Source organism: Bradyrhizobium sp. MI1.3, assembly GCF_055811695.1.
Genome location: NZ_JBVVPQ010000021.1, coordinates 68,116 through 90,824, shown reverse-complemented (window position 1 = coordinate 90,824; position 22,709 = coordinate 68,116). Strand labels below are relative to the sequence as shown.

Here is a 22,709-nt window from a genome sequence, read left to right as displayed (position 1 = left end):
GGCGACACAAGGTGGTGGGTTACGCTTCGCTAACCCACCCTACGGCTGCAGTGACTGCGGCTATCGCCAGTGCAAGAGCCGTATCTCCAGCCAGTTGATCACCCGCCCCACGATCAACCCAAACACCGATAAAATCACCACGCCCGCGAGCAGCTGATCCGTCTGCATCAAATTGCCGGCCTGAAGCACGAACGCGCCGATGCCGTACTGCGCGCCGATCATCTCGGCGCTGACGACGAGCAGCAGCGCCACCGACGACGTGATGCGGAAGCCGGCGAGGATCGCGGGCAGCGCGCCCGGCCAGACCACCTTGCGCACGATGGTGGCGAACGGCACGTTGAAGCTCTGCGCCATGCGGATCAGGTTGCGCGGCACCGCGTCGACGCCGCTATAGACCGAGATCGCGGTCGAGAAGAACACCCCGAGCGCGATGGTCGCGATCTTCGGCTCTTCACCGATGCCGAGCCAGAGGATCAACAGCGGCAGCAGCGCGATCTTCGGGATCGGGAACAGCGCCGAGATGAAGGTGATGCCGACGCTGCGCGCCAGCCGCGAGAGGCCGATGGCAAAGCCAACCGCGACACCGGCCGCCGTGCCGAGCAGCCAGCCGACACCGATGCGCAGGAGCGACGCGGAAAGGTGCTGCCACAGCGCACCCGAGATCGCGAGCTGGTAAATTGCACGCGCGATCGCCGATGGCGGCGGCAGGAACAGCGGATTGACGAGGCCGGTGCTGCCGGCCGCCTGCCAGATCGCAATGACCAGCGCGAGCGCGATCCAGCCGCCGAAACGGCTGCTCGCCGGCACGAAGCCGGCGCCGCGAAAGCGGACGCGTCGGACCGCTTCATCCTTCGCAGATGGTCCCGCCGGAGCGCGATCAAGCATGCTGAACCTCGCGCTCGGCATCGATCGCCTCGTTGCGGATCAGCGACCAGATCTGGTTCTGAAGCGCGAGCAGCTTTTCACGGGCTGCAATGTCACCGCGCTCGGTGCGCGTCATCGGCACGCTGACGACCTCCCGAATGCGGCCAGGACGCCGCGACAGCACCACGATGCGGTCGGCAAGCCGCGCCGCCTCTTCGAGATTGTGGGTGACATAGACCGCGCCCATGCCGCCATCGGCGAGCAGCCGGACGAAATCCTCCATCAGCAGTTCGCGGGTCTGCGAATCCAGCGCCGACAACGGCTCGTCCATCAGGAGAATGGCCGGCCTGACCGCAAGCGCGCGCGAAATGCCGACGCGCTGGCGCATGCCGCCGGACAGCTGCTTTGGATAGGTTTTACGAAAATCGGTCAAGCCCGTGCGGCGCAAGGCGTCGTCGACCAGCGCGCGGCGCTGCACGGGCGAGAGCTGGGTGTGCAGCAGCGGGAATTCGACGTTCTCCTCCACATTGGCCCAGGGCAGCAGCCCAAAGTCCTGGAACACGAAGGTGAGCGGATTGAGACTGTCCGCCGGCGGCGATCCACGCAGCTCGGGCGCGCCGGAGGTCGGCAGCAACAGCCCACCAAGGATCGACAGCAGCGTGCTCTTCCCGCAGCCCGACGGCCCCACGATCGCCACCACCTCGCCCGCGCTGACCGTGAACGAGACGTCGTCGAGCACGGCGAGCTCGCCGAAGCGATGGGTGATGTGGTTGGCGATCAGGTCCATGCGTTGCGTTCTACTCTCAATCCGCCTTCACAAAGTCCTTTGCGATGATCGCGTTCGCGTCGAAGCCCTTGTCGGCAAAACCCTGCTCCTGGAGCCATTTGATCTGGTTGTCGACGTTTTTCACATCCAGCTTGCCGTCGGGATCGATATAGGCGCAATTGCCGACCACCTGCTCCACCGGCAAATTGGTGTATTTTGCGATGATCTCCAGCAGTGGCTTTGTCTTGTCGTTGATCGGGGCGACACCGTCCTTCATCGCGGCAAGGATGACGTCGTGATATTCGCGGTCGGCTTTTGCCAAAGCGCTGAGCAGCTTCGTCACCAGCACCTTGTTAGTCAGCGTCTTCGGCGAAGCGAACACCGCGCCCAGTTGCCAGGGTGTCTCGTCGCCGACCCAGCCGAGAAACTTCGCACCGCCGTCGTCCATCAGCTTTCGCGCCGTGGAGATCGGCAGCAGCGCTGCATCCACGGTCTCGCCCTTCAGCGCGGCCGCGGCATTCGACAGCGATTGCAGCGGCACGATCTTCACGTCGGCAAGCTTGAAGCCGTATTTGTCGGCAAGCAGGCCGAGCGAATAGTGAAAGGACGAGCCAACCTGCGTCATCGCCACGCGCTTGCCCGCGAGGTCCTTCGGCGTCTTCAGACCGCTCGCATAGGCGTTGTTGCTGGCGAAATAGCCGATCAGGGGATAGCCGGCCTTCTCGCGGCTCATGCCGCCGATCACCTTGAGCACGCCCTTGCCGGCGAGATTGTAAAGACCGGCGGTGAAGGCGGTGACGCCGAAATCGATATCGCCGGATGTGGTGGCCACCGCGATCGGCTGCGCCGCATCGAAGAATTTCAGCTCGACGTCGAGGCCGGCCTCGCGGAAATAGCCCTTGTCCTGCGCGATGAAGACGGGCGCGGAGGAGGACAGCCTGAGCACGCCGATCCTGGCCTTCAGCGCGTCCTCGGCTCGGGCCGTGCCCATCGCTGTGATCGCCATCAGGCTAGCTAGCGCGAGCCGCACAATCCCGGTCATTTCGTTTCCTCGCCGTCGTTATCTTGCAGTCGGTTACAGGCCCTCGGGCACGGGCTGGTCCCGTCCGATGAAGGCGCCCTGTTGTTTCAACGTTTCCTGCAGCTTTTCAACCGGGATGTCACGCGGGATCCGGTTTCCGGAGAGCGCCAGCGCGGCGGCGGAACCGGCGGCCTCCCCCATCACGAAACAGGCACCGGAGACCCGGGCCGCCGATTGGCCCTCATGGGTCATCGAGGCGCAGCGGCCGGCGACCAGCAGATTGTCGACGCCTTCGGGCACCAGCATCCGGTAAGGCAGCTCGTTATAGCCGCGCGATTCCGGGATCGGCGGGAAGGTGAAGACGACGTCGCCGGGGACATGGGCCTCGATCGGCCAGCCATTGACCCCGATGGAATCCTCGAACGAGGCGCAACCGAGCACGTCCTCGCCGCTGAGCTGATAGCCGCCATTGATGCGGCGGGTTTCGCGGATGCCGAGCTGCGGCGGCAGGTCGACGATGTAGGATTTTTCAAAGCCCGGCACGGTGCGCAGGAATTCGAACGCGGCGAGCGCCTGCTTGCGGCCCTCGATCTCGCCGCGGGTGAGATCGTCGGGCACGATGCCGTTGATGGCATGGCCGTCCTCGCGCGCCACTTGCGTAAAATTCACCCGCCATTCGATGCCGGACTTTTGCGGCCGCACGATCGCGCTCTTGCGCGGGAATGTGTGGGTGCCGGCGGCGGTGGCCTGCTCCATCAATTGCGGGATGGTGCGCCAGGCATCGCCCGCCTTCGCGGGATCGATGCCGTTGAGACGGAGCATCATCGAGGGATACATCGGATGACCGTGCTCGTCGCCGAATTCGAACGGCGCGCCGGCCCACACCGCAAGATCGCCGTCGCCGGAGCAATCGATGAAGATCTCCGACCGCACCGCCTGCCGGCCCGCCTTGGTCTCGACCATCAGCGCATCGATGCGGCTGTTATCGCCCATCACGACGCCGGCGCCGAGCGCGTGGAAGAGGATGTGCACCTTGTGACTGGCGAGCAGCTGGTCGGCCGCGATCTTGTAGGCGGCGGTGTCGTAGGCCTGGGCGAAGACCTTGCCGAGGATCAGATGCGGCGCGTTGAGGCCGTTCAAATGATCGATCCGCGCCAGCAGCTCGGACGCCATGCCCTGCACCAGCCGGTGGGCCTCGCCGTAGACATTCCCATGCAGGCCGCAGAAATTGGTGACGCCGGCAGCGGTGCCCATGCCACCGAGAAAGCCGTAGCGCTCGATCAAGAGCGTCTTCCGTCCCGCGCGTGCACTTGAGGCCGCCGCGACGATGCCGGCCGGACCGCCGCCGAGCACCACGACTTCATATTCGCCGTAGAGCGGCACCTGGCGCGCCGGTTCTTCGATCGTGGTGGCCTGCATGGCGCGTCCCGTCCCTGAAAATCTCTTGCTTGGGCGGACTATGAATTAACGCAAGTGGGGCTACAATCTACCAAAATAAGCGATCACCTTTCTCGAATCGCGAAAGGCCGAAAATGGACATCCTGGTAAACCTTCAGGCGTTCCTCGCCACCGCAGACGCCGCCGGATTTTCCGCCGCGGCGAGAAAACTCAATGTCGCAACTTCGGTGGTCGCAAAGCGGGTCACCCAATTGGAGACGCGGATCGGCACGCCGCTATTTCATCGCTCGACGCGGCAATTGCGGCTGACCGCGGCCGGCCAGGAATATGTCCAGAGGGCGCGGAGCGTGGTCGCCGATGTCGGCGATCTCCTGTCGCGCATGGGCGAGAAAGGCCATGATCTTATCGATCATTTGCGTATCAAGGCACCGACATCGCTGACCATCGCCCGGCTTGCCGATGTGTTCAGCACCTTCCAGACCCAAAACCCGAAGCTGAAACTCGAAATCGTCTTGATCGACCGTCCCGTCGATCCGGTGACCGAAGGCTTCGATATCGCCATCGGCGCGTTTCCGCATTCGTTCGGCGGTGTGGTCGACGAGCCCCTATGCCGATTGAAGCGCTTGTTGTGCGCGTCGCCGGCCTATCTCAGGGCGCACGGCGTGCCGCGACATCCGCGCGATCTGGTCGATCATCGTTGCCTGAGTTTTCTTCCCACCGGTCCGGACTGGGTGTTCGACGGGCCGCGCGACCGTATCACGGTTCAGGTCCGGCCGCTGTTGAGTTCGAACGAGGGCCACGTGCTCGTGAAAAGCGCGATCGCCGGCAACGGCATCGCCTTCATCTCGCACTACCTTGCGGAAGAGGCCCTACGTCAAGGCACGTTGCAGGTCGTGTTGCCGGATTTTCCAATCCCGGATTTATGGGTGAAGGCAACCATTCCAGAGCGACGGGTCCAGGCTGCAGCGGTTCAGGCGTTATTGCGCGAATTGAAGAGCTCGCTGTTGCCGGTGCTGTGAGGCCCGTTTCGTTGGCACCCGCGGCATCGCCGGTTTCTCGGGAATTCAGGCCGCCGAGCGGATGGTGTGGAGGAAGTCGTCGACGTTCGACTTCATTGAATCCGCCTGCTGCTTCAGGGCCGCTGCGACCGTAAGAGCGGCTTCGGCACCGGCGTCGGTCTCGCCCGCCACCGCGCGCACCTGACCGATTTCCTGCGTCACCGCCGTGGTGCCGTTGGCCGCCTCTTCGACGTTGCGCGCGATTTCGCCCGTTGCCGCGCCCTGCTCTTCGACCGCCGCGGCGATCGCGGTGGCGATGTCGGCCATTTCCTTGACGGTGGTGCCGAACTGCTTGATCGCCTCGACCGATTGGCCGGTCGCGCTCTGGATCGTCGCAATCTGGCTGGCGATCTGCTCGGTCGCCTGCGCTGTCTGGGTCGCGAGACTCTTGACCTCGCTGGCGACGATCGCGAAGCCCCGGCCGGCGTCGCCGGCGCGCGCCGCTTCGATGGTCGCGTTCAGCGCCAGTAGATTGGTCTGGCTGGCGATGGCCTGAATCAATTGAATGATGGTACCGATCTTTTCAGCCGCATCCGACAACCCATGGATCAAATCGGAGGTTCGGTTGGTCTCGTCGGTCGCCCGGTTCGAGACCGCGACGGAGCGGTGCACCTGGCTCGAGATTTCGCGGATCGAGGCCGCGAGCTGCTGGGTGGCGGAGGCGACGGTCTGCACGTTCATCGATGCCTGCTCGGCGCGGGTCGCGACCGCTTCGGCGAGCCCGCGACCGCGCTCGGCGACCTTTGCCAACTCCTCGGCGCTACGCCCCATGTCGTCGGCCCGGCCACCGACACCGGCAATCACCCCCTGCATGCCCTGCTCGAAGCGGCCGGCAAGATCAGACATCATGCGGGCACGGTCGGCCTCGGTGGCTTCGCGCTGTGCCGTGGCCTCGCCTTCCATGCGACGAACCGCCAGTGCATTTTCGCGGAACACCTCGACGGCACGCGCCATGCGGCCGATTTCGTCGCGCGATTCGCCGCCGGGAATGGGCTCATCGAGCTCGCCCGCCGCCAGCGATTGCATCCGGTCCGTCATGCCGCGAATCGGGCCGGATACGCTGGCTCCGATAAGCCATGCGAGCACCGCTCCCAGCAGCAGCGCGCCGGCCGCGGTCGCGATGACGGTCCGTTTGGTTTGATCGACCGCTGCCGAGGTCTTGTCGCCCTGCTCGGCGCGCACGGTGCCGAGCTTCGCATTGATCTTGTTGACTTGATCGTCGATCGCCGCACTCGCCTTCTTCAATTCGGCCTGCCTGGCGCGCAGATCGGCGGCGACCTTGATGACCTCTTCGAGCGCCGTCGTGTCGGCGGCGATCGCGGTCTTGAGTGCTGCGACCAGCGTCTTCAATTTGGGGGCGTCCACCGTCGCCAGCTCAGCCTCGGTGTCTGCGATCGCCAATTGGGCGTAGGACAACGCCTGCCTGGCGTCGTCGGCATCGCCCGTCGACAAAGTGGATCCATAGCGCATCACGGTGACGCGCAGCGCGTCGACGACGCCGGCCAGGCGCATCGGGTTGACAAGTCGTTCCGCATCTTCCGGGCGATTGGCAAGCGCAACCTGAATGCCGCCGACATTGAGGCCGGCGGCCGCGCCCTGGGCGTCGGTCTTCGTGGTGGCGGCGCGCAGCCGATCCGCGGCATCCGCCGCCGCGGTGAACGACGCACGATAGGTTTCCAGCGCCGTCTTGACCGGGCCGATGCCTTCCGCGATCGCTTGCAGTTTGCCGAATTGCCGATCGGCCTGATCGGCCAGTTTGCCCACGCCGTCGATCGCCTTGGCTGCGGCATCCTTGTCGCCGACATTCCAGGTCCGGATGAATTTCTCGACCGCCGAGTTCGCTTCCAAGAGCGCGGCACGCGCCTGCGACATGCCGGCGTCGCCAGCCGCGCTGGTCACGAGGTCATTGACCGTTCCGCCGATCCGCTCGACCTGAACCACGGCGAAGCCCGCGAGCAGGACCAGAAAGCTGAGAACCAGCGCGAAACCGCCGAACACGCGCGGACGGACACCGACCCGGGACATCATGTGCGATAATTTCATGGGAATCCCGAAATTCTTACTGGGTGGACCGGATGGTGGCGAGCAGATCCTTGCCGAACCGCTTCTCGAATTCCTGATCGAGCGGCTTGACCGCGTCGACGAAGGGTTGGCGATCGAATTTCTCGATCACGTCCATGCCGCCGCTGCGCACCTGCTCGAGCGCCGCGGCATCGAGCTTCGCCTGCCATGTCGCCTCCGCCCCCGCTTTTGCCTGCGCGATCAGTGTTGCCTGGTCGGCCGGAGTGAGCTGCTCGAACATGGCACGGTTGGCGATGAACACGATCGGCGCGAAGAAGTGGCCGGTCAATGTGAGGTATTTCTGGACTTCATAGAGGCGGGAGCCGGCAATGGTCGGCACGGGATTTTCCTGCCCATCGAGCCGGCCGTCCTTGAGCGCGGTATAGACCAGCGGAAATTCCATCGGGACCACTTCGGCACCGAGCGCCTTGAACGTCATCTGATAGATCGGGTTCGGGATCACACGAATCTTCAGACCCTTGATATCGTCGGGGCTGCGAACGGGCCGCTTGGAATTCGTGACGTTGCGGAAGCCCTGTCGGCCAATCGCCAGCAAGGTCAGCCCCTTATCGCCGAATTTGGCGGCGATTGCGGCGCCTGCCGGACCTTGCGCCACGGCTTTGGCGTGAGCCGTATCGCGAAACAGGAAGGGAATGTCGAACACGCCGAGTTCGGGGACGACCGCACTGACCACCGAACCCGACAGCACCGCCATATCGACGGCGCCGGCCTGCGTCGCGGCGAGAATGGCGTTCTCGCTACCGACTGCATTGGTGGCGCGCTGGTCGATCACGATGGGCTTGCCGGGCAATGCCACCAGCTTCTGGCGAAACTCATCCGCCCCGATCTGCTGCGGGCTCCCCAGCTGGGAATTGAACGCCAGAGAGACCAGTCGAGGTGAAGCGGCAACCGGATGCAGGACCAGCAGCGTTGCCGCCGCGACGATCGATCCAGCCTTCCAAAACCCCAGAACTCTGTGCATTCGACACCATGGCGTGACAATTGTCGTAACCATAATGGCCGGGAATGATTGAACTCTTAAGGACGGGCCCGCGGAATTACGGGGATTCGAATCGGTCCCGCGGCCAGGGTTTGGGGATGGTGCACGACGCAGATCGTATCGGGTTGCTGCTGGGCGGCGCGCTCAGGCCTTGCCGCCACTCCAATTCGCCGCGCGCTTCTCCGCGAACGACGCCAGCCCCTCCGCAGCTTCCGCACTCTGGCGCTTGACCGAATGCAGGTGCACGAGCCGCTTGTAGGCGGCATCGTCCACCGCCATTCCGCCGAACGAGCTCTCCAGTGCCAGCCGCTTGGTCTCGGCCATCGCCTCCGGTCCGTTGGCGAGCAACTGCTCGACCACCTTGGCGCCGGCGGCGTCGAGATCGGCGAGCGGCACCACCTCGTGGACGAGGCCGATGCGGCGAGCATCCTCGGCGCCGAAACGTTCCCCTGTCAGCGCGTAGCGGCGGACTTGCCGTACACCGATGGCATCGCAGAGCTGCGGGATGATGATGGCCGCGGTCAGGCCCCAGCGCACTTCGGTGATCGAGAACAGGGCGTTGTCGGCCGCGATCACGACATCGCAGGCCGCGATCACGCCGGTGCCGCCGCCAAAGCAGCCGCCCTGCACCAGCGCGACCGTCGGAATGGGCAGCGTGTTGAGCCGCTGCACGGCCTCGAACGTCGCACGCGACGCGGCCTCATTCGCATCAGTCGATTGCGGCCGCACGCCGTTGATCCATTTGAGGTCGGCGCCGGCCTGGAAATGCTTGCCGGTGCCCTTGAGCACGACCAAGCGAAGGTTGGGCTTGCTACCGAGATCGTCCATGGCCGCGAGCACGCCCGCGATCAATGCACCGTCATAGGCATTGTTCACTTCGGGCCGGTTCAACGTGACGGTCGCAACCCCACGCGCATCCAGGGTCCACAGGACGGGGCTGTCGGTCATCGGTGTTCCTCCGCTCGTTTGTTTGGCGCGTACTATGGCCGAGGCTCCGCACCTTGATCCATATCTTTCGAGCGTAGGGCAGCCGCGTCCATCGCATGGCGGCTTGTGTCATGCTGTCGCGGGGCGGCATCAAGGGATCAGGGACGGACATCACATGCGCATCTGCATTTTCGGCGCGGGCGCCGTCGGCAGCCATCTCGCGGTCAGGCTGGCCCGCGCCGGCCACGAGGTCTCGTGCGTAATGCGCGGCGCGCACCTGGAGGCGGTACGGGCCAACGGCCTCAAGCTGCGCGTCGGCGATTCCGAGGTCTCCGCCAAGGTGAACGCCTCGGGCGATCCGGCCCAACTCGGCCCCCAGGACGTCGTGATCAGCACCTTGAAGGCAACCGCGTTGACCGGGCTGGTCTCCAGCCTCAAGCCGCTGCTGCAGGACGACACCGCGATTGTGTTCGCGCAGAACGGCATTCCCTGGTGGTACGGGATCGGCCTGCCGCCGCGGCACCCGACCCCGCCGGACATCTCCTTCCTCGACCCGGGCGGGCGCTTGCGGGCCTGCATCCCGAAAGAGCGGATCGTCGGCGGCGTGGTCTTCTCCTCCAACGAGGTGATCGCACCCGGCGTGGTGCAGAACCTGACGCCGGACCGCAACCGCCTGCTGATCGGCGAATGCGACGACCGCAATTGCCAGCGCATCACGACGCTCCGCAGTGTCTTCACCGACGCGCGGCTGGAATCGCCACCGGTCGCCGAGATCCGCGAGGCGATCTGGTCAAAGCTGCTGACCAACATGTCGCTGTCGGTGCTGTGCCTGCTCACCGGCCAGACCGCGCGCGGCGTGCGCGACGATCCTGCATTCGCCGAGGTCATCCCGCGGATGCTGAACGAGGCCAACGAGATCGCCCAGCACTTCATCCCCGAGGTCAAGCGCGTGAGCCGCAGTGGTCCCGCGCCCAATCACAAGCCGTCGCTGCTGCAGGACTACGAGCTCGGCCGCGCCATGGAGATCGACGTCCTGGTGAAGGCGCCCCAAGCCTTCGCGCGCACCGCCGGCCTGTCGACGCCGACCCTCGATCTCATTGCCGCGCTCGCGATCCAGAAGGCGCGCGACAAGGGGCTATATTCGGCGTGAGATTTCAGGCGAGCTTGTCGATCCAGTCCGCGAGCGTGTCGAGCACCTCCGCAAGCGCCTCTTCGTTGCTGCGACCGGACTTTTTCAGCACCGCGAAGGAGTGATCGCCGCCCTCGATCTCGTGCAGCGTCGCCTTCGGGGCAAGAGCGGCGATGACGGGCTTGAGGAGGCCGAGATCGGCGAGCCCATCGCGGGTGCCTTGCAGGAACAGCATCGGGATCTCGACACGGGCGAGGTGCTCGGCACGCTCGGTCGATGGCTTCTTGTCGGCGTGCAGGGGAAAGCCGAGGAAGGCGAGCCCTTTGACATCAGGCAGCGGCGTCTTCGACTGCGCCTGCGACGTCATGCGCCCGCCGAAGGATTTTCCGCCCGCAACGAGCATCACACCGGGGCAGAGCCGCGCGGCTTCCTCGACTGCCGCGCGGATCGTGGCATGGGCGACCACCGGCTGGTCGGGACGGCCCTGTTTGTTTTCCATGTAGGGAAAATTGAAGCGGAACGTCGCGATGCCGCGGTTCGCGAGCCCCTCCGCAATCTTGTCCATCGATGCGTGCCGCATCCCTGCACCGGCACCATGCGCCAGAACGTAGCAGGAGCGCGCCTTGTCCGGCTGCGTCAGGATCGCTGACACCGTGCCGATGCGCGCGATGTCGAGCTTGAGCTCTTGAGTTTTGACAGCCACAATCAACCATCCCGAAAGACGCGTTTCCGGTCGCCTTGGTAGCGTCACCGGCGCAGCCTGAAAACACAATAATTGCCGCCGAAGGCTGGCCTACCAAGCCGGCAAGCCGCATTGACCGAGGTGACCATGTCCTACCGCTCCTCCTGGATGACCGAAGAGCTCGAAATCTTCCGCGATCAGTTCCGGAAGTATCTTGCCAAGGATCTGGCCCCGCATGCCGAAAAATGGCGCGAGCAGAAGATGGTCGACCGCTTCGCCTGGCGCGGGCTCGGTGAGATGGGCGCGCTGCTGGCAAGCGTGCCGGAGGAATATGGCGGCCTCGGCGCGACCTTCGCCTATGATGCCGCCGTACTCGACGACCTCGAAAGCACGGTGCCGGAGCTGACGACCGGCGTGTCCGTGCACAGCGCCATCGTCGCGCACTACATCCTCAATTACGGCTCCGAGGAGCAGAAGAAGCGCTGGCTGCCGAAGATGGCCTCGGGCGAGATGGTCGGCGCCATCGCCATGACCGAGCCCGGCACCGGCTCGGATTTGCAGGCCGTCAAGACCACCGCCAGGAAGCAGGGCAATTCCTACGTCATCAACGGACAGAAGACTTTCATCACCAACGGCCAGGCCGCCGATCTCGTCATCGTGGTCGCGCGCACCGGCGATGTCGGCGCCAAGGGCATTTCGCTGATCGTGGTCGAAACCTCAGGCGCGGATGGATACAAGCGCGGGCGCAACCTCGACAAGATCGGCCTGCATGCTTCCGACACCTCAGAGCTGTTCTTCGACAACGTCACGGTCCCGCCGGACAATTTGCTCGGCGGCGAAGAAGGCCAGGGCTTCGTGCAGCTGATGCAGCAATTGCCGCAGGAGCGCCTCGCGCTCGCGGTCGGCGCGGTCGCCGCGATGGAGCGCGCCATAAAACTCACCGTCGACTACACCAAGGAGCGGAAAGCGTTCGGCAAGCCGCTGATGGATTTCCAGAACACCGCCTTCAAGCTCGCCGAGCGCAAGACCGAAGCGATGATCGCGCGCGTCTTCGTCGACTGGTGCATCGAGCGGCTGGTCGCAAAGGACCTCGACACCGTGACCGCGTCGATGGCGAAATACTGGTGCTCGGAGAAGCAGGTCGAGACCGCCGACGAATGCCTCCAGCTGTTCGGCGGCTACGGCTACATGCAGGAATATCCGATCTCGCGCATCTTCATCGATTCCCGCATCCAGAAGATCTATGGCGGCACGAACGAGATCATGAAGCTGTTGATCGCGAGGTCGCTCTAATCAGCTCGCTATAGCCGGCTATCTCATCCGCTTGTTGGCCGCGACGAAGTCGATGAACGTCCGGACCTTGGCAGAAAGGTATTTGCGGCTGGGATAGACCGCGAATAGCTTGCCCTCGAACAGGACCTGCCCGGGCATGACGTGCTCGAGGCGGCCGGCGGTGATATCCTCCGCGACCAGCCATTTCGGCAGGAAGGCGAGGCCCATGCCTTCGAGCGCCGCCATGTGCAGCAGCGTTTCATTGCCGCTGCGCAGGACCGGATTGAGCTTGACGGTCTCGGTGCCGTGCTCGCCCTCGAAGGAGAAGGTTTCACCCGGGTACAGCGCGTAGTGCAGCATCGCCTGGCCGGCGAGATCGGCAAGTTTGGTCGGGCGCCCCGCGCGATCGAGATAAGCGGGCGCGCCGACCATATGGAACGCAACCTTGGTGATGGGCCGCGCGATCAGCGCCTCGTCGGGCGCGGCGGTCGCGCGAAGGGCGAGATCGAATCCCTCCTCGACCAGATTGACCATCCGTCCGCTGAGATCGACGTCGAGGCGCACCTCCGGATAGCGCGCCTGGTAGTCCGCCAGCACGCCCGCGAAGATCGTGTTCGCCATCCACACCGGCGCGGTCAGCCGCAGCGTGCCGCGCGGAACGACCGTCGCATTGCTGACGGCGGCTTCGACCTCGTCGAGGGAGTCCAGCATCTGCCGCGCCTGCTCGAAATAGAGCGCTCCGCTTTCGCTCAGGCTGACGCGCCGACTGGTGCGGTTGAGCAGCCGCGTGCCCAGCCGCTTCTCGAGCTGCATCACATGCTTGCTCGCCATCGCGGGCGAGATGCGCAGGCGCTGCGCCGCGGTCGCGAAGCTCTTCAGCTCGGCCACAAGGCAGAACAACCTCATGCTGACTAAGGAATCCATGAAATCATCAACACCCAGGAAATGAACTAATCCCGGGACGCATAATGATCAAATATGAGGAAACTATCAAATGGTGGCGACCGTCACCTTTTTTGGAGAACCACCCGTGTCCACCACCGCCTTCGAGACTGCCTCCCCCGGCCGCGCCATTCGTATCGGCCTTTGGGTCGCACAGGCCCTGCTCTTTTTCGTTTTCACCGCAGCCGGGCTAGTCAAGCTGCTGACGCCGATTCCAGAGCTTGCCGCGATGATGCCCTGGGCCGGGCAGTATTCCGCAACGTTCGTCCGGTTCATCGGGCTGGTCGATCTCGCCGGCGGAACCGGCATCCTGCTGCCGGCACTGACGCGGGTCCTGCCCCGGCTGACGGTGCTGGCCGCGCTGGGCTGCTCCATGTTGCAGGTGTTGGCGCTCGTCTTCCACATCTCGCGCGGCGAGGCGCCGGTCACGCCGCTCAACGTCGTTCTGCTCGCGCTCAGCCTGTTCGTGCTGTGGGGGCGCGACCGCAAGGCGCCGATCGCGCCGCGTCAGTTCTGAACAGCTGAACGCCGCAGCCATGATTTCTGCCAACGGATGGTCCCGCAGGGGCCTGCTCGCCGGCACCGCGATCCTCACGGCCGGCGGCACCGCCGCGGCCAAGGAGGATCGTCTCGCCGACGGCGTCGTGATCCTGATCGACAGCAACGAGCCCTATGTCATGGGACACGCGATCAGCTACTCGGCCAACCTCTCGAAGCACTTTGCGGACAGGGGCGCGCGATTGCTGATCGAGGTCGTCGCCAATGGTAAGGGCATCGACGTCTTCCGGGCGGACAGGAGTCCGCTGGTCGAGCCGCTCGCGGCGCTGCGGCAGTCGCTGCCCAACCTCGCCTACAGCATGTGCGCATCGTCAAAAGCGATCGCCGAAGCCAAGGAGCAGGTCCCGATTCCGCTGATAGCAGGTGCCAGCCTCGTGCCGTTCGGCATCGGCCGCGTGGTCGATCTGCAACTCAAGGGCTGGGCCTACATTCATGCGTGAGACCGCGCGCGAAAGCGGTGCATTGCCGTCGCGGCGATCGATCATGATGGCCGCGCCGGCGCTTGTTGCCTCCTTCCGCGCGGCCCATGCGCAGGAAGACTGGCCGCCGGTGTTCGAGGCCGGCCGCAGTCAGTTCACGCTGGTGCAGCCGCGCGCGTCGATGCCAATGCTCAGGCTTCAAGACATTGGCGGGAAGGAGGTCGCGTTGAGCGCGAAGCCGGGCCGCATCACCCTCGTCAATTTCTGGGCCACCTGGTGCGCGGCCTGCCGGCTCGATCTGCCTGTGCTCGCAAGTCTCGCGGGATCACGGTCGGACCGGCTCGATGTTGTCGCGATCTGCACGGATACCAAAGACCTGCGCAAGATCCGCACGTTTCTCAGCGGCCTCGCCGTGCAGAACCTCGCTTGCTATGTCGACGCCTATGGCGCAGCGGCAGAAGCATCGACCGCGATATTCTCCCTCGTCGGCATGCCCATCACCTATCTCGTCGGAACGAGCGGTCACGTCGAGGGCTACATCGCCGGTGCGCCCGACTGGCTTTCTCCGGCAGGCGCGCAGCTGCTGCAATTCTATCGCGAGCGGGGCTAGCGCCGCATCAATTCGGATGCCACCAGCGGCCGCCGATCACGACACACTCGGAGACGATCTTGCGGTCGCCGATCAGGTGCTCGCCGACCACGTCCTCATAGTCGAACTGGCCTTCCCTCACCGAGATCAGCGTGGCGTCGCCGACGCTGCCTGGCTTGAGGCTGCCGAGTTCGGGCCGCCGCAGCGCCATCGCCGCGTTGACCGTCGAGGTTGCGATGACGTCGGACAGCGGCATGCCCATGCACAGGAATTTCGACAGGGTCGTGACCTGGTCGAAGGCCGGGCCGTCGATGCACAGTTGATGAATGTCGGACGAGATGGTGTCCGGATAGAAGCCGTTGGCGAGCATGGCGCGCGCGGTCTTGAACGCGAACGAGCCCTTGCCGTGGCCGATATCGAACAGCACGCCGCGCTCGCGGGCGTCCAGCACCGCCCGCTTCACCGTGCCCTGCGCGGTCGCGGGCGTGTTGGGGAAGGGCCGGAACGCATGGGTGAGCACGTCGCCGGGGCGCAGGCGGCCCAGCACCTCCTCGTAGCTCGGCGGCGGATGATCGATATGCGCCATCAGGGGCATGCCGACCTCGTTCGCGACCTCGAGCGCGATGTCGAGCGGCACGACGCCCGACGTGCCCGAGGAGTGCAGCCCCACGCGCACCTTGATGCCGACGATGAGGTCGCGGTTGGCATCGGCCACCTTGGCCGCCTCGATCGGATTCATCAGCCGCAGCTCCTCGCTCTCGCCGACCATGATCCGGTGCGAGAAGCCGAAAATGCCGGCATGCGAGACGTGCAGATAAGCGAGAATGCGGACCTGGCTCGGCTCGATCACGTGCTTGCGGAATCCGGCGAAATTGCCGGGCCCCGCGCTGCCGGTATCGACCGCGGTGGTGACGCCGGAGAGACGGCAGAATTCCTCGGCATCGATGCCGAGCGACGTACCGCCCCAATAGACATGGGTGTGGAGATCGATCAGCCCCGGGGTCACCATGAACTTCGAGACGTCGCGCACGTCAGTGCCCGGATCCGCCTTGAGCCCGCTGCCGATCGCAGCGACCTTGCCACCCGCAAAGGCGACATCGGCCACGGCATCGAGCTTCTGGGACGGGTCGACCACACGGCCGCCGCGCAGGATCAAGTCGAAAGGCATCATGGTCTCCGGATATCGCTGAGGCATCGTGAGAGGCGGGAAACAGACCAGGCTGGAAGGCAGACTTCCAGCCTGGTCACCTCTGTTAGCAATTTTCGCGCCGCCGAAGCAAATCGGCCGCAGTCGGTGCCCGTTGGGCTTGCGATCCGCGCGGCGCCTCGTCCTTCAGCCGCTCCAGTGCATCCGGCATCATTCGGCCGGACATCGAGCTCAGCATCGCGGTCGGGATCAGGCCCGACGCAACGCGGACCACAAACGCGGCTTATTTCGTGAACGTATTCGCGACTCTGCGGGAGCGAAGCACGTACGTTATCCAAACCGCGGCACTCATCACACCGACAACCGTTTGTCCGACCTGTCGCGTTTCAATGATGAAAAAATCGCTGAAAGGTCGGTTCAGCGCGGCGGAAAAAAACGATGCGACGCAGAGGAGATCGACGAGCGGCATCAGCACAGCGCAGATCATTTGCACGATGAAAAAGGCGGGAAATCTGTGGGAGTGTCTGAACAGGAGCACCGTTGTCCAGACCGAGAAGCCTATCATGGCGGCATTTATCAGCATTTCGCTCCAGATCACCGTCGGAAAGTAAGTCCAGGTTTCGTCGGTGATCGACTGCACGTATTGTCCGACGTTGAAGATCAGGCGCAGAATGCCCATCACTTGGCCGAACGCGAGTAGCGCGAGCCAACCGCTGATACCGGTCATCTCGGGTTGGACGTTCTTGAAGGCAGCAGCGTCTTCTGCGGGAACGGACGGCTCCCGCGTGGCGTTGACCGGTTGCGGTGCCGGCATCGGCGACTGCGTTCGAAAGAGGTGCTCCGTGATCTCACGCACCTCCGCGACCGGCTTCCAGCTCTCCCAGCCCTCCCGCCAGACCAACACGCGCGGTGAATCTGCGATGCGAGCCAGTAGCGGAAGGAGCTCCGATATCGGCATCGGACCGCGTTTCTGCCCACCTTCCGCGTAGAACCACGAATCCGCCATGCGAACGCCCCCCTGCACCCGCCATATCCTAGCCGGCGATCGACACACGTCACGATAGAAAGTAATTGGAGGGGCGACCAGTACCGCGGCCGTCGCGGCGCTTAGCTCTCGAGAAAATGGCGATCCCGGGAAGACTCGAACTTCCGACCTACGGTTTAGGAAACCGTCGCTCTATCCGGCTGAGCTACGGGACCGCGGAACCCGCAGAGCGGGCTACCGGGGCTTCATATCAAAGCGGAGGGGAGATCGGAAGCCCTACGCGTTGCTCAATGCGGAGGGCTGCCGGTCATCTTACGCCCGGATATTGTTGTCCCGGACCACCTTGCCCCAAGTGGCAACCTGCTTGTCGAAGAAGGTCTTGAAGGCGGGACCGTCCTCGAGCAGCAGCGTCATCTGCTGCGTCTCCTTGAGCTGGGCGGCGGTCGCGGGCTCGCTCAGTATCTCCTTGGACGCCGCCGCGAGGCCCGCGACGATGTCCGGCGGCGTGCCCGTGGGCGCGAAGATGCCCCACCAGGCCAGCGTCTCGAAATCCGGGAAGCCGGCCTCGATCGCGGTTGGCGTATCCGGCAGGCCGGGCAGCCGCTCGCGGCCGAGCTGCAGGATCGGACGCAGCATGTTGGTGCCGAGCTGGGCTGCGACCAGCGCCGCCGATCCCGCGATCAGGTCGACATGGCCACCGAGCACGTCGTTCATCGCGGGGCCGCCGCCGCGATAGGGCACGTGCATGATCTCGACGCCGGCCTTGTTGCCGAGCACAGTCATGGCGAGATGGCCGAGCGTGCCGATGCCGACGGAGGCATATTTCACCGCGCCGGGCGTCGCCTTGCAGGCCGCCACCACGTCGGCAAAGCTCTTGTAGGGACGGCCGGCACCGGCGGCGATCACGTAAGGCGCAGTGCCGACCAGCAACACCGGCATCAGCTCGCGCTCGACATCGACGGGCGGCTTGTCGAGGATGGAGGGGATCACCGCGTGTGAATCGAAGGTGACCAGGAACGTCGAGCCATCAGGCGGGCTCTTGGCGACCTGCGCCGCGCCGAGCGCGCCGGCGGCGCCCGACTTGTTCTCGACAATGACGATGCGGTTGAGCTTGGTCTGCAGATGGCTCTGGAGCAGCCGCGCCATCGCATCGGTCGATCCGCCCGGCGGAAACGGCACCACCAGCGTGATTTTTGAGGCCTGCGCCAATGCCGGCGTCATCGCGAGAATAGCCGGCGCTGCGAGCAGCGCGCGTCGTGTGATCGTCATGGTCCCCTCCCCTGTTTTCTCGCGCCCGGCTTTTGCTCTTGGCGCTTTAAGTCGTTCCGAAACCGGATCCCGCTTTTCTGTATTCTGGCCGCGGCGGGCTGAAAATGTCCAGCACGCGGGCGCCGTCGGGGCCGGCGCGCATGGTGTGCGGCACGTTGCCGGGCGTGCGCCAGAAATCGCCCTTCTTCACGGCAATCTCCTCACTGCCCTGGACGCGGATGGCGGAGCCGTCGAGCAGCACGCCCCATTGCTCCTCTGGATGATGATGCAGCGTGCCTTGCGCATGCGGCGCCAGCGTCACCACCGACAGCATCGCCTGTTCGCCGGAGAAGATGCGCGTGGTCACCCCTGCCGCGAGCTCGCGAAACAATCCGTCGCCGGTATCGTCGAGATTGTGGAATTCGTCCTTCTGGCTCACGCCATCCTCCCTTTTACGCTTTATTTTGCAGCAGACTGGCTCACGGCAGCCAGAAGGCGGTCCTTGAACTCACCCTTGACGGTAACATACACGCTCGACCAATGGCGGCTCTTGAACTCGCAGCTGCCTCGTGGGCAATATTCTTTGTCGTGATAGTCTCCATTAAGGACGCCGAACAGAGTCATTCGACCGTCCAACAGACGAAACAAAGCGCTACCTGATGCCCCTACTGTGAACTCGCAGCTCGTTTCGAATATCGACCAATCCCTTACGTCGCGTATCTGGCACTCCTGAATCGTCTTGTTGAAGGGGCCGTACCTGTCCCTCTTTCCCGAGGCTTCGATGTCGTAACCGACGACCGCCAGGACACGCTCCAGCTCGACCACAATTTCAGTCCGTTCATTGATCTCGTAAGGCGTCACTTCCGCGGCAGACTCGAGCTTTGCGACTGCCCAATCGTTGACAATCGCCTTGGGCGCACTCTCAACGCATGTGCCCATCCATAGGGTCGCTGACAGAGGAATGGTACGCCTCTCGGCTCCGAGATAGTACTCGAAGATACACTTGTCAGGTGACGTATGCGGTTTGCAAAGGTCCCGAAACGCGTGAGCCGCCGTGGTAATCACGTCCCGCGCTCCAGTCACTTGAGCGCTGCTATCTCCACCAGGACATCGCAGGACTCCACTTGCCGCAAAGCGCTTTTCCACCTCACCTGGGGGGAGACCGTTGGCCTTTGCGTAAACCCCTTCAGTTAGTCGTCGCTCTGTCTCGGTCGAAGCGGCCTCGACTGCCAGATGACTATCAGTGACGCGATCGCGATTGAAAATGGGCGCTGCCCCGCGACCGGAGCCAATAGGCGGCATCTTCCACGAACCAACCTCGTTGCTGCCAGAGACCAGCAGAACGAAGAAGCTAGGCAGAACGATCGCGTAATTCCTCGTCACGTGAAGTATCCCCAGCAGCAAAAAGCATGAAGCAAGTCTGACCGAAACAAAGTTGTGGGATCACTTTTGAAGAGGCAATGGCCAACATCGACGTGCGATCGAGCCGACCATTGCTTGACTTAAGCCTCGCGTTGATCAGGACTTTCCATACGAGCCCTGATAACGGCCCTCGCGGATCGCCTTCAGCGTCGCCTCCTCGCGCGCGACCTGGGCCCGCACGGCGTCCAGCAGCGCAGCGGCACCGGCGGCGGCAAACGACACCACGCCGTCCTCGTCGCCGACGACGATGTCGCCGGGCGAGATCACGCTGCCGCCGATCGAAACAGGCACGTTGATCTCGCCGGGGCCGTTCTTGTAGGGGCCGCGGTGGATCACCGCGCGGGCGTAGCAGGGAAAGTCATCGGCCGCGAACGCCGCAACGTCGCGGATCGCGCCGTCGATGACATAGCCTTCAGCTTTGCGCCACTGCGCGATGTTCTTCATGATCTCGCCGACCAGAGCGCGGGTCTCATCGCCGCCGCCATCGACCACGATGACGTCGCCGGGGCCCACCAGCTCGAGCGCGCGGTGGATGGCGAGATTGTCGCCGGGACGGGTGCGGACCGTGAAGGCCGTGCCCACCAGCTTGGCGCCGCGATGATAGGGCTTGAGTCCCACCGCGCCCGGCAGCCGGCCGAGATTGTCCGAAATGACCGAGGTCGGCGCACCGCGAAAACCCTCGATGATCTCAGCCGGCGGCTTCGGCACAGCGTTCGCAGCAATGGTGATGGTCATAATCTCAGTCCTTCCCGTGAATTCTCTTACTCGGCGTGCGTCCGCGCCTTCGCCGGCCAGATCCGGAAGGCGCGCCCCTCTTTCATCCATGCTGCGCGCTCGTCGCGCAACAGCGTGCGGCGAACTTTTCCGGAATCGTCGCGCGGCGGGGCGGTGACGATCTCAAAAGTTTCTGGATGCTTGTAGCGGCTGAGCCGGTCCTTCAAAAAATCCGCCATGCCGTCGGCTATGGCCTGGCCGTCCGCATCGCCCTCCGGCTCGATGATGGCGTGCACGCGCTGGCCCAGTTCAGGATCGGGCAATCCCACCACAACGCAGGAGCGCACGCCGGGGCTCTCGGAGACGGCGGCTTCGACCTCGGCGGGATAGATGTTGGCGCCGCCGCGCAGCACCATGTCGGCGAGGCGGTCGCCGAGATAAAGGTAGCCCTCCGCATCCAGCCTGCCGATATCGCCGAGCGATTCCCAGCCGTCGGCGCGGCGCTTCGGCTCGGCGCCGAGATAGTGATAGGTGGCATCCCTGCCGTCATTGTTGAGGAAATAGATCTCGCCGGTCTCACCGGGCGCGACGTCGTTGCCGTCTTCGCCGATGATGCGCAAGCGCGCCATCTCGCCGATCTTGCCGACCGAACCCTTGTGCGTCAGCCATTCCGTGCCGGAGATGATGCAGGAGCCTTGCCGCTCGGTACCGCCATAGAGCTCCCAGATCCGCTCAGGCCCAAGCCAGGCGATCCAGTTCTCCTTCAGCCAAGGTGGCATCGGAGCGGCCATGTGGAAGACGGTTTGCAGGCTCGACACGTCGTAGGCGTTGCGCACGTGCTCCGGCAGCGCCCAGATCCGGTGCATCATGGTCGGCACGAAATTGACCCATTGCACGCGCTCGCGCGCAATCTGCCGCAGCGCCTCCTCGGCATCAAATTTGACGAGGCCGGTGAGCTGACCGCCGGTGAACAGCGCATAGTGCGACACGATGAACGGCGCGTTGTGATAGAGCGGACCGGGATTGAGCAGCGAGACCCCGAAGGGGATGTTGAGCGGCGGCGGGGCGACCGTGTCGATCACCGCAGGCTGGTGATCGAGGATCACCTTCGGGCGGCCGGTCGATCCGCCGCTGGTCATGGCTTTCCAATAGCGCGCCACCGGTGCGGCGAGCGGCTCGTCCGAAAATCCTTCCGGCACGAAATCCGCGGGCAGGCGGTTCGGTGCGTTCCAGTCGGCTTCGCCGCCGACCACCAGCGCCGGCTTCAGGATGTCGAGCACCGCGGCGGCTTCGCCGCGCGGCAGCCGCCATGACAGCGAAGTCGGCGTCGCTCCGCATTTCCACACCGCAAAGGAAGTCTCGAAGAACGCATTGCCGTTGGACAAACCGATTGCGACGAAGTCGCCGGGCTTGACGCCCTTGGCCATGAACGCCCGCGCGCGCCGATTGGCGCCGCGTTCGAGCGCGTCCCATGTCAGCGTATCCTGCCCGTGACGCACGGCGATCGTGCCTTGCGGTTTGCGCTCGGCGTACCAGCGCGGCACATCGGACAGGGGCAGCAACATCAGGCGTTTCCACTTCGTTTTCTTGGCGTCGCCAATGAGGCGAACGCAGGATGAAGTGACGCTGTGACTCCTGCGCCACGTCAAGCAAAAAATGTCAGCATCACAGCCATGAAAATCCCGGGTTCCATGGGTGACAAGCCGGCCATAAAGGGGCAAAAATCAGCCCGACTCAGTTCGGGTTGAGTTTTGCAAGGAATGCTCTCGTAGAATGTCGGACGTAGTTGCATCGCGTCGTGCGGCGCTTGTCGTTGCCGCAGCAGGATTTTTCCTGCTGGCGCCGTCGCATGCCCAGGCACAATGGTGGAAGCGCGCGCCTGTTGACTTCGAGGCCTGCGCCGACGCCGCCGAGAAAGCGACGACCAAATCCGAGAAGACGGCTGCGCTTGCAGACTGCAACGCCAAATTCGCCGGCCGGCGCAAGGCAGGCGGCGGCTATTCCTATTACGACTTCCTCCAGGACCGCACCTTCGACATCGCCGGCCCCAATCCGACACCGGAGGAGCAGAAGAAGATCGACGAAGCCTACACCGCCTATCTCGCAAATCAGCGCCGCAGCAATGAAGCCGCGCAGGCCACCGCGCGCCAGCAGCGCGAGCAGCAGGAACAACAGGTGCAGCAGCTCCAGCGGGTCGCGTTGCGAACCGAGGTCGAGCGCGTGCCGGTGCCGGTCGAGCGGCCCAAGGTCCAGCAGGCCGCCATCGGCGACGCGCGACCGCGGCCGAAAGGCGCCCCGTGCACCAAGGGCTCGTTCTCCTGCGAATGGCCGCGGCTGTCGGATGGATTGAACGACATCAAAAAGCTGTTCAGCCCGACGCCGAGCAAGCCCGCGAAGAAGGGCTGAGTCACCGCCGTGGGGGGGGGGGGGGGGCCCGCGCGGCGGGGGGGGGGGGGGGGGGGGGTTTGGGGTTTTTGTGCGGGGGGGCGCGCAGGGGGGGGGGTGGG

23 protein-coding genes and 1 tRNA gene are annotated in these 22,709 nt (G+C 64.5%); 7 read left to right on the top strand and 17 right to left on the bottom strand.

The features are described 5' to 3' along the window. Positions 1–60: 60 nt before the first annotated feature. From AC0L3A_RS17670 to AC0L3A_RS17655, 4 genes are read right to left on the bottom strand one after another with little or no spacing between them, the layout of a single operon-like run. Positions 61–885, bottom strand: coding sequence for an ABC transporter permease (locus tag AC0L3A_RS17670; protein WP_007599348.1), 825 nt, complete (start codon positions 883–885; stop codon positions 61–63). Beyond that, positions 878–1,651, bottom strand: a complete 774-nt coding sequence (locus AC0L3A_RS17665) for an ABC transporter ATP-binding protein (RefSeq protein ID WP_007599347.1) — start codon at positions 1,649–1,651, stop codon at positions 878–880. The genes AC0L3A_RS17670 and AC0L3A_RS17665 overlap by 8 nt, the downstream gene beginning before the upstream one ends. Positions 1,652–1,667: 16 nt before the next feature. Further along, positions 1,668–2,672 carry an ABC transporter substrate-binding protein gene (locus AC0L3A_RS17660; protein WP_007599346.1) on the bottom strand — a complete coding sequence of 335 codons (1,005 nt, stop codon included), beginning with the start codon at positions 2,670–2,672 and terminating at the stop codon, positions 1,668–1,670. 33 nt (positions 2,673–2,705) lie between these two features. Further along, the gene (locus AC0L3A_RS17655) at positions 2,706–4,070 is read right to left on the bottom strand and encodes an FAD-dependent oxidoreductase (protein ID WP_007599345.1); all 1,365 of its coding nucleotides are present in this window, start codon (positions 4,068–4,070) and stop codon (positions 2,706–2,708) included. 113 nt (positions 4,071–4,183) lie between these two features. On the opposite strand from AC0L3A_RS17655, the gene AC0L3A_RS17650 reads away from it, so the two are divergent. Further along, positions 4,184–5,068, top strand: a complete 885-nt coding sequence (locus tag AC0L3A_RS17650; protein ID WP_007599344.1) for a LysR family transcriptional regulator — start codon at positions 4,184–4,186, stop codon at positions 5,066–5,068. 45 nt (positions 5,069–5,113) lie between these two features. Here the strand turns inward: AC0L3A_RS17650 and AC0L3A_RS17645 are convergent, their stop codons facing one another. The 3 genes from AC0L3A_RS17645 to AC0L3A_RS17635 all read right to left on the bottom strand — a co-directional run bounded on the left by AC0L3A_RS17645 (position 5,114) and on the right by AC0L3A_RS17635 (position 9,116). After that, positions 5,114–7,150, bottom strand: coding sequence for a methyl-accepting chemotaxis protein (locus tag AC0L3A_RS17645; RefSeq protein ID WP_007599343.1), 2,037 nt, complete (start codon positions 7,148–7,150; stop codon positions 5,114–5,116). 16 nt (positions 7,151–7,166) lie between these two features. Then, positions 7,167–8,150 carry a TRAP transporter substrate-binding protein gene (locus AC0L3A_RS17640; RefSeq protein WP_354200560.1) on the bottom strand — a complete coding sequence of 328 codons (984 nt, stop codon included), beginning with the start codon at positions 8,148–8,150 and terminating at the stop codon, positions 7,167–7,169. A 162-nt stretch (positions 8,151–8,312) separates the two neighbouring features. Further along, entirely contained in the window at positions 8,313–9,116 is an 804-nt protein-coding gene (locus AC0L3A_RS17635; protein WP_473254851.1) for an enoyl-CoA hydratase-related protein, read from the bottom strand. Between the two features lie 154 nt (positions 9,117–9,270). Between AC0L3A_RS17635 and AC0L3A_RS17630 the strand changes: the two genes are divergently transcribed. Continuing rightward, on the top strand, positions 9,271–10,245 hold the full coding sequence (locus AC0L3A_RS17630) for a ketopantoate reductase family protein (RefSeq protein WP_473254850.1): 975 nt from the start codon (positions 9,271–9,273) through the stop codon (positions 10,243–10,245). Positions 10,246–10,249: 4 nt separating this feature from the next. Here AC0L3A_RS17630 and AC0L3A_RS17625 read toward each other — a convergent pair whose 3' ends face one another. Next, positions 10,250–10,927 (bottom strand): alpha/beta hydrolase family protein, encoded by a 678-nt coding sequence (locus AC0L3A_RS17625; protein ID WP_219684547.1) that lies wholly within the window; start codon positions 10,925–10,927, stop codon positions 10,250–10,252. A gap of 126 nt (positions 10,928–11,053) precedes the next feature. On the opposite strand from AC0L3A_RS17625, the gene AC0L3A_RS17620 reads away from it, so the two are divergent. Then, on the top strand, positions 11,054–12,199 hold the full coding sequence (locus AC0L3A_RS17620; RefSeq protein WP_007604639.1) for an acyl-CoA dehydrogenase family protein: 1,146 nt from the start codon (positions 11,054–11,056) through the stop codon (positions 12,197–12,199). 18 nt (positions 12,200–12,217) lie between these two features. On the opposite strand, the gene AC0L3A_RS17615 is transcribed toward AC0L3A_RS17620, so the two are convergent. Next, positions 12,218–13,102 carry a LysR family transcriptional regulator gene (locus tag AC0L3A_RS17615; protein WP_473254849.1) on the bottom strand — a complete coding sequence of 295 codons (885 nt, stop codon included), beginning with the start codon at positions 13,100–13,102 and terminating at the stop codon, positions 12,218–12,220. Positions 13,103–13,172: 70 nt separating this feature from the next. Between AC0L3A_RS17615 and AC0L3A_RS17610 the strand changes: the two genes are divergently transcribed. From AC0L3A_RS17610 to AC0L3A_RS17600, 3 genes are read left to right on the top strand one after another with little or no spacing between them, the layout of a single operon-like run. Then, positions 13,173–13,637, top strand: coding sequence for a DoxX family protein (locus AC0L3A_RS17610; RefSeq protein ID WP_473254848.1), 465 nt, complete (start codon positions 13,173–13,175; stop codon positions 13,635–13,637). Between the two features lie 19 nt (positions 13,638–13,656). Beyond that, positions 13,657–14,118 (top strand): DsrE family protein, encoded by a 462-nt coding sequence (locus AC0L3A_RS17605; protein WP_219684545.1) that lies wholly within the window; start codon positions 13,657–13,659, stop codon positions 14,116–14,118. Beyond that, positions 14,111–14,707 carry a TlpA family protein disulfide reductase gene (locus AC0L3A_RS17600; protein ID WP_473254847.1) on the top strand — a complete coding sequence of 199 codons (597 nt, stop codon included), beginning with the start codon at positions 14,111–14,113 and terminating at the stop codon, positions 14,705–14,707. The genes AC0L3A_RS17605 and AC0L3A_RS17600 overlap by 8 nt, the downstream gene beginning before the upstream one ends. A 7-nt stretch (positions 14,708–14,714) precedes the next feature. On the opposite strand, the gene AC0L3A_RS17595 is transcribed toward AC0L3A_RS17600, so the two are convergent. From AC0L3A_RS17595 to AC0L3A_RS17560, 8 genes are all read right to left on the bottom strand, one after another. Continuing rightward, positions 14,715–15,854 (bottom strand): amidohydrolase/deacetylase family metallohydrolase, encoded by a 1,140-nt coding sequence (locus AC0L3A_RS17595; protein WP_473254855.1) that lies wholly within the window; start codon positions 15,852–15,854, stop codon positions 14,715–14,717. A 262-nt stretch (positions 15,855–16,116) separates the two neighbouring features. Next, on the bottom strand, positions 16,117–16,839 hold the full coding sequence (locus tag AC0L3A_RS17590; RefSeq protein WP_354200562.1) for a DUF2569 family protein: 723 nt from the start codon (positions 16,837–16,839) through the stop codon (positions 16,117–16,119). 117 nt (positions 16,840–16,956) lie between these two features. Continuing rightward, a tRNA-Arg gene (locus tag AC0L3A_RS17585) sits at positions 16,957–17,033 on the bottom strand. A gap of 97 nt (positions 17,034–17,130) precedes the next feature. Further along, positions 17,131–18,087, bottom strand: a complete 957-nt coding sequence (locus tag AC0L3A_RS17580) for a tripartite tricarboxylate transporter substrate-binding protein (RefSeq protein WP_473254846.1) — start codon at positions 18,085–18,087, stop codon at positions 17,131–17,133. 46 nt (positions 18,088–18,133) lie between these two features. Then, positions 18,134–18,505, bottom strand: a complete 372-nt coding sequence (locus AC0L3A_RS17575; RefSeq protein WP_007599315.1) for a dimethylsulfonioproprionate lyase family protein — start codon at positions 18,503–18,505, stop codon at positions 18,134–18,136. 20 nt (positions 18,506–18,525) lie between these two features. Beyond that, a complete protein-coding gene (locus AC0L3A_RS17570) occupies positions 18,526–19,449 on the bottom strand; it encodes a hypothetical protein (protein WP_354200564.1) in 924 nt (307 codons plus the stop codon). A gap of 135 nt (positions 19,450–19,584) precedes the next feature. Continuing rightward, complete coding sequence (locus AC0L3A_RS17565) at positions 19,585–20,223, bottom strand: RraA family protein (protein ID WP_473254845.1); 639 nt, start codon at positions 20,221–20,223, stop codon at positions 19,585–19,587. Positions 20,224–20,249: 26 nt separating this feature from the next. Next, positions 20,250–21,767 carry an AMP-binding protein gene (locus tag AC0L3A_RS17560; RefSeq protein WP_473254844.1) on the bottom strand — a complete coding sequence of 506 codons (1,518 nt, stop codon included), beginning with the start codon at positions 21,765–21,767 and terminating at the stop codon, positions 20,250–20,252. Between the two features lie 208 nt (positions 21,768–21,975). On the opposite strand from AC0L3A_RS17560, the gene AC0L3A_RS17555 reads away from it, so the two are divergent. Further along, positions 21,976–22,608 carry a hypothetical protein gene (locus AC0L3A_RS17555; RefSeq protein WP_007599309.1) on the top strand — a complete coding sequence of 211 codons (633 nt, stop codon included), beginning with the start codon at positions 21,976–21,978 and terminating at the stop codon, positions 22,606–22,608. The last annotated feature ends 101 nt before the right edge of the window (positions 22,609–22,709 follow it).

Coding starts and splice junctions, on each gene's coding strand:
- AC0L3A_RS17565 (WP_473254845.1), bottom strand. CDS start 20,223: ATGACCATCACCATTGCTGCGAACGCTGTGCCGAAGCCGCCGGCTGAG.
- AC0L3A_RS17630 (WP_473254850.1), top strand. CDS start 9,271: ATGCGCATCTGCATTTTCGGCGCGGGCGCCGTCGGCAGCCATCTCGCG.
- AC0L3A_RS17670 (WP_007599348.1), bottom strand. CDS start 885: ATGCTTGATCGCGCTCCGGCGGGACCATCTGCGAAGGATGAAGCGGTC.
- AC0L3A_RS17590 (WP_354200562.1), bottom strand. CDS start 16,839: ATGGCGGATTCGTGGTTCTACGCGGAAGGTGGGCAGAAACGCGGTCCG.
- AC0L3A_RS17665 (WP_007599347.1), bottom strand. CDS start 1,651: ATGGACCTGATCGCCAACCACATCACCCATCGCTTCGGCGAGCTCGCC.
- AC0L3A_RS17605 (WP_219684545.1), top strand. CDS start 13,657: ATGATTTCTGCCAACGGATGGTCCCGCAGGGGCCTGCTCGCCGGCACC.
- AC0L3A_RS17555 (WP_007599309.1), top strand. CDS start 21,976: ATGTCGGACGTAGTTGCATCGCGTCGTGCGGCGCTTGTCGTTGCCGCA.
- AC0L3A_RS17655 (WP_007599345.1), bottom strand. CDS start 4,070: ATGCAGGCCACCACGATCGAAGAACCGGCGCGCCAGGTGCCGCTCTAC.
- AC0L3A_RS17640 (WP_354200560.1), bottom strand. CDS start 8,150: ATGCACAGAGTTCTGGGGTTTTGGAAGGCTGGATCGATCGTCGCGGCG.
- AC0L3A_RS17660 (WP_007599346.1), bottom strand. CDS start 2,672: ATGACCGGGATTGTGCGGCTCGCGCTAGCTAGCCTGATGGCGATCACA.
- AC0L3A_RS17610 (WP_473254848.1), top strand. CDS start 13,173: ATGGTGGCGACCGTCACCTTTTTTGGAGAACCACCCGTGTCCACCACC.
- AC0L3A_RS17650 (WP_007599344.1), top strand. CDS start 4,184: ATGGACATCCTGGTAAACCTTCAGGCGTTCCTCGCCACCGCAGACGCC.
- AC0L3A_RS17580 (WP_473254846.1), bottom strand. CDS start 18,087: ATGACGATCACACGACGCGCGCTGCTCGCAGCGCCGGCTATTCTCGCG.
- AC0L3A_RS17595 (WP_473254855.1), bottom strand. CDS start 15,854: ATGCCTTTCGACTTGATCCTGCGCGGCGGCCGTGTGGTCGACCCGTCC.
- AC0L3A_RS17615 (WP_473254849.1), bottom strand. CDS start 13,102: ATGGATTCCTTAGTCAGCATGAGGTTGTTCTGCCTTGTGGCCGAGCTG.
- AC0L3A_RS17620 (WP_007604639.1), top strand. CDS start 11,054: ATGTCCTACCGCTCCTCCTGGATGACCGAAGAGCTCGAAATCTTCCGC.
- AC0L3A_RS17600 (WP_473254847.1), top strand. CDS start 14,111: ATGCGTGAGACCGCGCGCGAAAGCGGTGCATTGCCGTCGCGGCGATCG.
- AC0L3A_RS17645 (WP_007599343.1), bottom strand. CDS start 7,150: ATGAAATTATCGCACATGATGTCCCGGGTCGGTGTCCGTCCGCGCGTG.
- AC0L3A_RS17560 (WP_473254844.1), bottom strand. CDS start 21,767: ATGTTGCTGCCCCTGTCCGATGTGCCGCGCTGGTACGCCGAGCGCAAA.
- AC0L3A_RS17635 (WP_473254851.1), bottom strand. CDS start 9,116: ATGACCGACAGCCCCGTCCTGTGGACCCTGGATGCGCGTGGGGTTGCG.